Origin of the sequence: Streptomyces sp. MS191, from assembly GCF_008042125.1 — a bacterium.
Lineage (GTDB): Bacteria > Actinomycetota > Actinomycetes > Streptomycetales > Streptomycetaceae > Streptomyces.
Genome location: NZ_RDBI01000066.1, coordinates 787,440 through 796,124 on the forward strand (window position 1 = coordinate 787,440; position 8,685 = coordinate 796,124).

The 8,685-nt window shown below is 72.8% G+C and carries 4 protein-coding genes and 1 pseudogene; 3 read left to right on the plus strand and 2 right to left on the minus strand.

Annotated features, from left to right (window positions below):
* Positions 1 to 161 precede the first annotated feature (161 nt).
* The 3 genes and pseudogenes from EAO71_RS32230 (at position 162) to glgP (ending at position 5,219) form a co-directional block, all read left to right on the plus strand.
* Positions 162 to 1,319 (plus strand): monodechloroaminopyrrolnitrin synthase PrnB family protein, encoded by a 1,158-nt coding sequence (locus EAO71_RS32230; protein WP_147981303.1) that lies wholly within the window; start codon positions 162 to 164, stop codon positions 1,317 to 1,319.
* A 275-nt stretch (positions 1,320 to 1,594) separates the two neighbouring features.
* Positions 1,595 to 2,496 (plus strand): annotated as a pseudogene (locus EAO71_RS40180) (FAD-dependent monooxygenase).
* 140 nt (positions 2,497 to 2,636) lie between these two features.
* The gene (gene glgP, locus EAO71_RS32240; protein WP_187282905.1) at positions 2,637 to 5,219 is read left to right on the plus strand and encodes an alpha-glucan family phosphorylase; all 2,583 of its coding nucleotides are present in this window, start codon (positions 2,637 to 2,639) and stop codon (positions 5,217 to 5,219) included.
* Positions 5,220 to 5,317: 98 nt separating this feature from the next.
* Here the strand turns inward: glgP and EAO71_RS32245 are convergent, their stop codons facing one another.
* On the minus strand, positions 5,318 to 7,345 hold the full coding sequence (locus EAO71_RS32245) for a M4 family metallopeptidase (protein ID WP_147981305.1): 2,028 nt from the start codon (positions 7,343 to 7,345) through the stop codon (positions 5,318 to 5,320).
* A gap of 202 nt (positions 7,346 to 7,547) precedes the next feature.
* Positions 7,548 to 8,441, minus strand: a complete 894-nt coding sequence (locus tag EAO71_RS32250; protein WP_147981306.1) for a TetR/AcrR family transcriptional regulator C-terminal domain-containing protein — start codon at positions 8,439 to 8,441, stop codon at positions 7,548 to 7,550.
* Positions 8,442 to 8,685: the final 244 nt, after the last annotated feature.

The window sequence follows — 8,685 nt, forward strand, 5'->3', positions numbered from 1 at the left end:
CCCCGGGACAGGGTGTCCGACCCACGGTGACCACGTGGGTGACCGCATGTGACCTCGGCGCGTGAGCCGCGGGGCGCGCGGGTGCGGAGACCGAGCGTCGCCGCACCCACCAGGCGCCCCCGCGGCGGACCGAGTCCAACAAAACACAGAGGGGCATTCCGTTGACCCTGTACGACCTCGTCGCGCCCGGTCTCGAAGAACGTGGGGACCCGCGGTACCACCTCGCCGACATATGCGCCGCCGACCCGCTGGGAGCCGACGCGCTCCTGGCCGCGCTGCCCGCGATGAACGCCGACGCCGACGTCGCCGCGCTCACGGTGGCGCTGCGCACCCTGCTGCCGGACCACGACCGGGCCGCCGAGTGGAACGTGGTGGCCGCGCTCGCCGCCATGCGCGACCTCGGCATCCTGCTCGGCTCGCTGAAACGTCACGGCGTCCAGCCCGCCGAGGCCGTCCCCGAGGTCGTCCCGATCCTCGAACTGCTCGGCCGGCGGACCGACATGGTGCCCCGCGACACGGTGCACCACTACACGACCTGGAACCCGGCCGGCCCGCGCCGGCGGACCTACACCGGCCACCCCATGGAGACGGACCTCCAGGAGGCCGTCCGGATGGCGTTCCCCGGCCTCGTCGCCGCCCTCGACACCTGCGCGCGGGTCGCCTGCCTCGAACCGTACGACCCCGGCTTCGCCACCGCCCTCGACCGGACCGCCCACCACGTCCGGTCGATCGTCGACTCCATCGACTTCACCGCCTCCAACATCTCCCCGGAGTTCTTCGCGCTGACCCTGCGCCCCTACTTCGAGGAGGTCGACGTCGCCGGGCGCTCCTACCTCGGTCCCGCCGCCGCCCAGGTCCCGCTCTGGCTGGTCGACCTGACGCTGTGGCAGTGCGACCGCTCGGACGCCGCCTACGACGCCTTCCTCGCCGAGTCGCTGCCCTACAGCCTGCCGTCCTGGCGCGAGTTCCACGAGCAGTACGCCGGCGGTGTCTCCGCCGTCAGCAAGCTCTCCGCGGCCCTCAGTTGGGAGAACGCCGAGCGACTGCCCCGGGAGCTGGCCGCCTCCGCCCTCGCCCTCGGCCGGGTCCTGAAGATCCTCAAGACCTTCCGCGCCCGCCACATCGTGATCGCCCGCAAGGCGTACAGCGACGACCTCCGGCTCTACGAGGAGGGCAGCGGTGGTGCACCCGTCGCCCTGCTCCGCTCCATCCTGGACCTGACCCGTGACAACGAGACCCTGGTGCGCCAGGCCACGAGCGGGCGCCCAGGGCCCCGGTCCGGCGCGCCCGCTGCCCGTGCCGGCTCGTCGGCGGTCTGAAGGAGAACCCGATGAACCCCCGCACCCCCTACCCGCGTCTGCTGCCGGACCTGACAGATGTGCCGGGTCCCGCCGCGACCGACCTGACAGACCTGCCCGGCCCGACGCACCCGATTCACGCGGCGGACGGGCGGCACGGCGGACCGGACGGCGGGCCGCACGGAGGACTGCACGGAGGACTGCACGGCGGGCCGCACGGAGGGCTCCACGACGTCCTGCACGACGGGCTGCACGACATCCTGCCGGACGGCGGGCGCGACCTGCCCGGCCTCGGACTGCTGCACATCGTCGTGGCCGGCGGCGGCATAGCCGGCCTGACCGCCGCGCTGGCCCTGCACGCCGCAGGATTCGCCCGGGTCACCGTCGTCGAGTCGGTCCGCACCAGCCTCCCGGTCGGCGCAGGCCTCAACCTCATGCCGAACGCCGTCCGCGAACTCGACGCGCTGGGGCTGCTGAGCCGCCTCGAAGCGGTCGCCCTGCGCACCCGGGAACTGCGCTACTACCACCGCTGCGGAGCCCTGATCTCCCGCGAACCGCGCGGACTCGGCGCCGGCTACCGCTGGCCCCAGCTGTCCGTCCACCGCGGCCGGCTCCAGCAGGGAGCGCGGAGGAGCGGTACCGCGGGGACTGGAACCGGCCGGTCGACGTGGACTCCTTCCTGCACCACTACGAGGGCTGGGAGTTCGGCGGCGTCAGCGTCCCCGAGGTCCTGCGCGCCGCCGAGACCGCCCACGCGTACCCCATGGTCGACCGCGACCCGCTCGACCGGTGGAGCCACGGCCGTACCACCCTCATCGGCGACGCGGCCCACGCGATGTACCCGATCGGCTCCAACGGGGCCACGCAGTCCGTCGTCGACGCCCGCGCGCTCGCCCACGCCCTGGCCCTGCACCGGGACCCCGCGGAGGGACTCGCCGCGTACGAGGCGGCCCGCAGGCCCGCCATGACCGCGCTCCAGCGGGCCAACCGGCGCCTCGGCCCCGAGGTCGTCATCAATCTGGCGCACCAGCGGGCCCCCCACGGCTTCACCGACATCCACCAGGTGATCCCCGCCCCGGAGCTGGCCGAGATCGCCGCGCGGTACGCGGCGACCGGCGCCTTCGACCCCGTCACCGTCAACCAGGGATCGCCTTACGACACCCGAACGGGCGATATCCCGGCCGGCATGCCCCGCTGACGCCCCGTCCGGGCCACGGCACGACCCCCGCGCGCCGTGGCCCGGAAGGGCGACGTGACCTACCGTCTGTGGGGTGCACAGCCGGATGCACAGCGTGGTGCGTCCACTCCGCTCCGTACTCCCCTGCGAAGGTGGAACACGTGAAGGCAATCCGTCGATTCACCGTGCGCCCCGTCCTCCCCGACACCCTTCGACCCCTCAGCGATCTGGCGCGGAACCTGCGCTGGTCCTGGCACGAGCCCACCCGGGAACTCTTCGCCTCCGTCGACCCCGCCCCCGTGCCGGGTCGCCGCAGCGAGGACACCGACCCCGTCCGGCTGCTCGGCTCGGTCTCCGCCGCCCGCCTGGCCGCGCTCGCCGCGGACCAGGACTTCCTGGCCCGCCTGCGGGCCGCCGCCGAGGACCTCGACCACTACCTGCACGCCCCCCGCTGGTACCAGCTCCACCAGGAGCCCGGCGGCGAGCTGCCCTCCTCCATCGCCTACTTCTCACCCGAGTTCGGCGTCACCGCCGCCCTGCCCCAGTACTCCGGCGGTCTCGGCATCCTCGCCGGAGACCACCTCAAGGCCGCCAGCGACCTCGGCGTCCCGCTCATCGGCGTCGGCCTGCTCTACCGTCACGGCTACTTCCGCCAGTCCCTCTCCCGCGAGGGCTGGCAGCAGGAGCACTACCCCGTCCTCGACCCCGGCGAGCTGCCCGTCGAGCTGCTGCGCGAGACCGACGGCAGCCCGGCCCGCGTCACCCTCGCACTGCCCGGCGGCCGGAGCCTGCACGCCCACATCTGGATCGCGCAGGTGGGCCGCGTCCCGCTGCTGATGCTCGACTCCGACGTCGAGGAGAACGCGCCCGGCGAGCGCGAGGTCACCGACCGGCTGTACGGCGGCGGCAGCGAGCACCGGCTGCTCCAGGAGATGCTCCTCGGCATCGGCGGCGTCCGCGCCGTCCGCACCTACTGCCGGCTCACCGGCACCCCCGACCCGGAGGTCTTCCACACCAACGAGGGCCACGCCGGCTTCCTCGGCCTGGAACGCATCCGCGAACTGGCGGGCGAGGGCCTCGCCTTCGACGCCGCCCTGGAGACCGTCCGCGCCGGGACCGTCTTCACCACGCACACCCCCGTGCCCGCCGGCATCGACCGCTTCGACCGCGGGCAGGTCGCCCGACACCTCGGCGAGGACGGCGAGCTCCCCGGCGTCGACGTGGGCCGGATCCTCGCCCTCGGCGACGAGACCCCGCTCGGCGGCGAACCCGGCCTGTTCAACATGGCCGCCATGGGGCTGCGCCTGGCCCAGCGGGCCAACGGCGTCTCCACCCTCCACGGGGCCGTCAGCCGGGCGATGTTCGCCGGGCTGTGGCCGGGCTTCGACGCGGACGAGGTGCCGATCACCTCGATCACCAACGGCGTCCACGCGCCGACCTGGACCGCTCCCGAGGTCGGCCGGAACGGGCCGGGCCGCGAAGGGGGCGAGCCCGACGACCGGACCCTGTGGGAGCTGCGCCGCACCCTGCGCGAACAGCTCGTGGCCGAGGTGCGGGACCGGGTCCGCGCCTCATGGCGGCAAAGGGGCGCCGTGGACGCCGAACTCGGCTGGACCGACTCGGTGCTCGACCCGGACGTGCTCACCATCGGCTTCGCCCGCCGCGTCCCCTCGTACAAGCGGCTCACGCTGATGCTCCGCGACCAGGACCGGCTGCGGTCGCTGCTGCTCCACCCGGAACGGCCCGTCCAGCTCGTGGTGGCCGGCAAGGCGCACCCCGCGGACGACGGCGGCAAGCGGCTCGTGCAGGAGCTGGTGCGGTTCTCCGACGACCCGCGGGTCCGGCACCGGATCGTCTTCCTGCCCGACTACGGCATGGGCATGGCCCGTCGGCTGTACCCGGGCTGCGACGTCTGGCTGAACAACCCGCTGCGCCCGCTGGAGGCCTGCGGCACCAGCGGGATGAAGGCCGCCCTCAACGGCTGCCTCAACCTCTCCGTCCTGGACGGCTGGTGGGACGAGTGGTTCGATCCCGACTTCGGCTGGGCCATCCCCACCGCCGACGGCGCGGCGGCCGCCGACGAGGAGCGGCGCGACGACGTGGAGGCCGCCGCGCTCTACGAGCTGATCGAGCGCCGGGTCGCCCCCCGCTTCTACGACCGCGGCGCGGACGGCGTCCCGGCCCGCTGGACGGGGATGGTCCGCGGCACCCTCTCCGGCCTCGGGCCGAAGGTGCTGGCCGACCGCATGGTGCGGGAGTACGTGGAGCGGCTCTACGCGCCCGCGGCCCGGGCGCACCGGGCCCTGGCACCGGACACCGCGCGCGAGCTGGCCGACTGGAAGGCGCGGGTGCGCGCCGGCTGGCCGAAGGTAGCCGTCGACCACGTCGAGGCGGGCGAGGACCTGGGTGACGCGGAGCTCGGCGCGACGCTCGCGGTCCGGGTCAGGGTGGCGCTCGGCGACCTCCGCCCCGAGGACGTCGAGGTGCAGGCGGTCGCGGGCCGGGTCGACGCGGACGACGCCATCGGCGACGCCCGCACCTGCGCCCTGAAGCCGGCCGGCGGCCCGGACCTGGAGGGCCACTGGCCCTACGAGGGCACGCTGACGCTCGACCGTACGGGCCCGTTCGGCTGCACGGTCCGCGTCCTGCCGGCCCACCCGCTGCTGGCCTCGTCCGCGGAGCTGGGCCTGGTGACGCTGCCGGCGGACACCAGGAGCCCGGACGCGGGCGTGCTGCTGCGCTGACGGCAGGCCGGCGCCGATCGGCGCCGGCACGCACGGACGCCCGGAGGGAACGAGTCCCTCCGGGCGTCCGTCAGACCGCCGTCACTCCGTGGCCGGAGTTACGGGAAGGTCAGCTTGAAGCTGTTGATGTAGCCGGTGTCGATCGACGCCTTGTCCTGGACCCGCAGCTTCCAGGCGCCGTTGGCGACCTCGGTGGAGGCGTTCACGGTGAAGGTCTGGACGATGTTGTCGGCGCTGCCGCCGGAGCGGTTGCTCAGGCTGTAGACCGATCCGTCCGGCGCGACGAGGTCGACGACCAGGTCACCGCGGTAGGTGTGGACGATGTCCACGCCGACCGAGAGGTTGCTCGGGGCGTTGCCGGTGACACCGGTGACGTTGACCGTCGAGGTCACCGCGGCGCCGTTGTCCGGGATGGACACGTCGGCGGTGTTCTCGAAGACCGTGCCGCCGGGGTTGCCACCGCCGGGACGGCTGCCCACGTTGATGGCGGCCCAGGCGTTCTCGACGGCCGTGACCTCGGGGCTGGTCGCACCGTACAGCGCCTTGGCGACGTCGACCGTGCCGGTGCGGGCACCCGCGTAGTTCGTGGTCGTACCGAACTTGGTGGTGAGCGCCTTGAACCAGATCAGCGCGGCCTTGTCCCGGCCGATGCCGGTGACGGGCAGGCCGTCGGAGGTCGGCGAGTCGTAGTTGACGCCGTTGACCGTCTTCGCGCCGCTGCCCTCGGAGAGCAGGTAGAACCAGTGGTTCGCCGGGCCCGAGGAGTAGTGGACGTCGATCGAGCCGATGCCCGAGTACCACGCGTCCTTGGACGAGCCGTCCTTGCTGGGCTTGTCCATGTAGCGCAGCGGGGTTCCGTTGCCGCGGATGTCGATCTTCTCGCCGACCAGGTAGTCGCCCTTGTCCTGGGCGTTGTTGGCGTAGAACTCGACGGCCGCCGCGAAGATGTCCGAGGTGGCCTCGTTCAGGCCGCCGGACTCGCCGCTGTACTGCAGGCCGGCGGTGTTGGAGGTGACGCCGTGCGTCATCTCGTGCGCGGCCACGTCGATGGACGTCAGCGGCTTGGTGTTGCCCGAGCCGTCGCCGTACGTCATGCAGAAGCAGCTGTCCGACCAGAACGCGTTGACGTACGCGTTGCCGTAGTGGACGCGGGAGTACGCGCCGACGCCGTCACCGCGGATGCCGCTGCGGCCGTGCACGTTCTTGTAGTAGTCCCAGGTGAGCGCGGCGCCGTAGTGCGCGTCGGCACCCGCGGTCTCCTTGTTCGACGCGGTCCCGTTGCCCCACACGTCCGTGGTGTTGCTGAAGAGCGTGCCGGTGCCCGACGTACCGCCGTTGAGGTTGTACGTCTTGTGGTTGCCGCGGCCGGTGTCGGTCAGCGTGTACGAGGGCGCGGTGCCGAGGGTCACCTGGCCGCTGTACATCGTGTTGCCGGTGCCGGTCTCGATGGCCTGCCACTCGTACAGCTTGCCGCCGGTCTTGGCGTCGGTGACGACGTGCAGCTCGTTCGGGGTGCCGTCGTGCTGGAGGCCGCCGACGACGGTCTCGTACGCGAGGACGGGAGCACCCTGGGCCATCCAGACGACCTTGCGCGGGGCGCGGTTGGTCTCGGCCTTGCCGGCGCCTTCGGCCTTCGCGGCGCCGAGGGCCTGCCGGGTGGCGGCGGCCGGGGCGACCGTCGCGGTCGTGTCGACGTTCTTCAGCTCCGCGCGGGAAGCCTTGGTGACGCCCTGGGTGGCGCCGGCCTTGGTCTCCTCGACGATCAGGTCGCCACCGAGGACGGGCAGACCCGCGTAGGTGCGCTCGTAGCGCGTGTGGGTCGTGCCGTCCCGGTCCTGGACGACGTCACGGACGACGAGCTTCTCCTGGGCGCCGAGGCCGAGGGCCTTGGCGGTCGCCGCCTTGTCGGCGTCGGCCGCCTTGATCAGCGCGGTGCGCTGGGCGGGGGAGAGGTCGGCCGGAAGCTCACCGGGGTTGGCCTTGCCGACGGCCTGGGCCTTCGGCGCGACGGTCCAGGGGGTGTTCGCCGCGGTGGCGGAGCCGGTCTGCACGCCGGCGGCGAGCATGGCTGCGGCGGCTATCAGAGCGCCGGTCGCGGTGGCGCGACGGCTGGGCGTGGATCTCACGCGAACTCCTTTTGCGAGGGGGGTACCGGCCGACTGGGTGGGCTCGACCGGGCAGAGCAAACAGAGCTTCGGTACGCGTACTTGTGAGGCACGAACGATGGTGCGAACAACCGGTGAGAGAGTCGCAGTAGTGACGGGCACCTGTCAGGAGCGCGTCAACAAGTTGGCCGGAAATCGTCCGGTGCCCGCATGGTCGTGTTCGTTAAGCGGACGTTTCACCGATCATGATCGCGATGCCGTCCAGCGTTCGCCCGAGCCCGAATTCGAAGAGGGTGTCGAGGCTCAACTCGAAATCCGAGCGCTCGGTGAGCCCGTTGAGCAGAGGGTACGAACCGGCCGCCGAGATCGCCTCGAAGCGTGGCTCGTTCCGAGCCATCCACTCGCCGTCCGAGATCCCGCTGTCCTGCTGCGCCTGTTCCTCCAGGTCCGCGGCCATGGCCAGCCCCTGGACGAACGAGAAGATCGTCAGATGGACGTGCAGCTTGTCGAAGGGACTGAGCGGCGTCGGGCGGAGCGCGGTCAGCACCCACTCCGTGTACGCCATCGCGTGCGGCGAGGCGACCGGCCTGGTGATGGCGGCCATCGCCGGCGCCATCCAGCGATGCCGCGTGTAGACCTCCCACAGCCAGCGGGCCGCCCTCTCCAGGCCCGTACGCCAGTCGTCCGGAACCGGCCCCAACGGCACCTCGGCGCAGGCCGCGTCGCTCATCAGCCGCACCAGCTCGCCCTTGCCCGGGACATGGCGGTACAGCGCCATCGTGGACGTCGACAGGGCGGTCGCGACCCGGCGCATGCTCAGCGCCGACAGGCCCTCGGCGTCGGCGAGTTCGACCGCCGCCCGGACGATCCGCTCGCGGCTGAGCACGGCCGGGGGCGCGGCGGGCGAGGTCACGACGGTCCCCACGCCCGGCTCCGGGCGGACCAGACCCTCCTGGCGCAGCACGGCCAGCGCCTTCGTGGCCGTCGCCATCGCCACCCCCCACTCGCGGGTGATCGCCCGGGTGGACGGGACGCGGTCACCCGTGGCCAGGGCGCCGGACCGGATCCGGCCGCGGAGTTCGGCGGCGATGGCGAGGTAGGGCGGCGGCGTCGTCACGGGCGGCGAGTGTACTAGTGCGGCCGAGGCCCCGTACACCCTTCTGAACTGCGCCGATTCGAGCCGTGGCAGGGGTGCACTAGGGCGGTGATGGCGGTGTACGCGGGCGGGGTGCTTCGCTCCCCGCATGACGCTCACCCCGCCTCGGCCGCACTAGTACACTCGCCGCCCGTGACGACGCCGCCGCCCTACCTCGCCATCGCCGCCGAACTCCGCGGCCGGATCCGGTCCGGCGCCCTGGCCA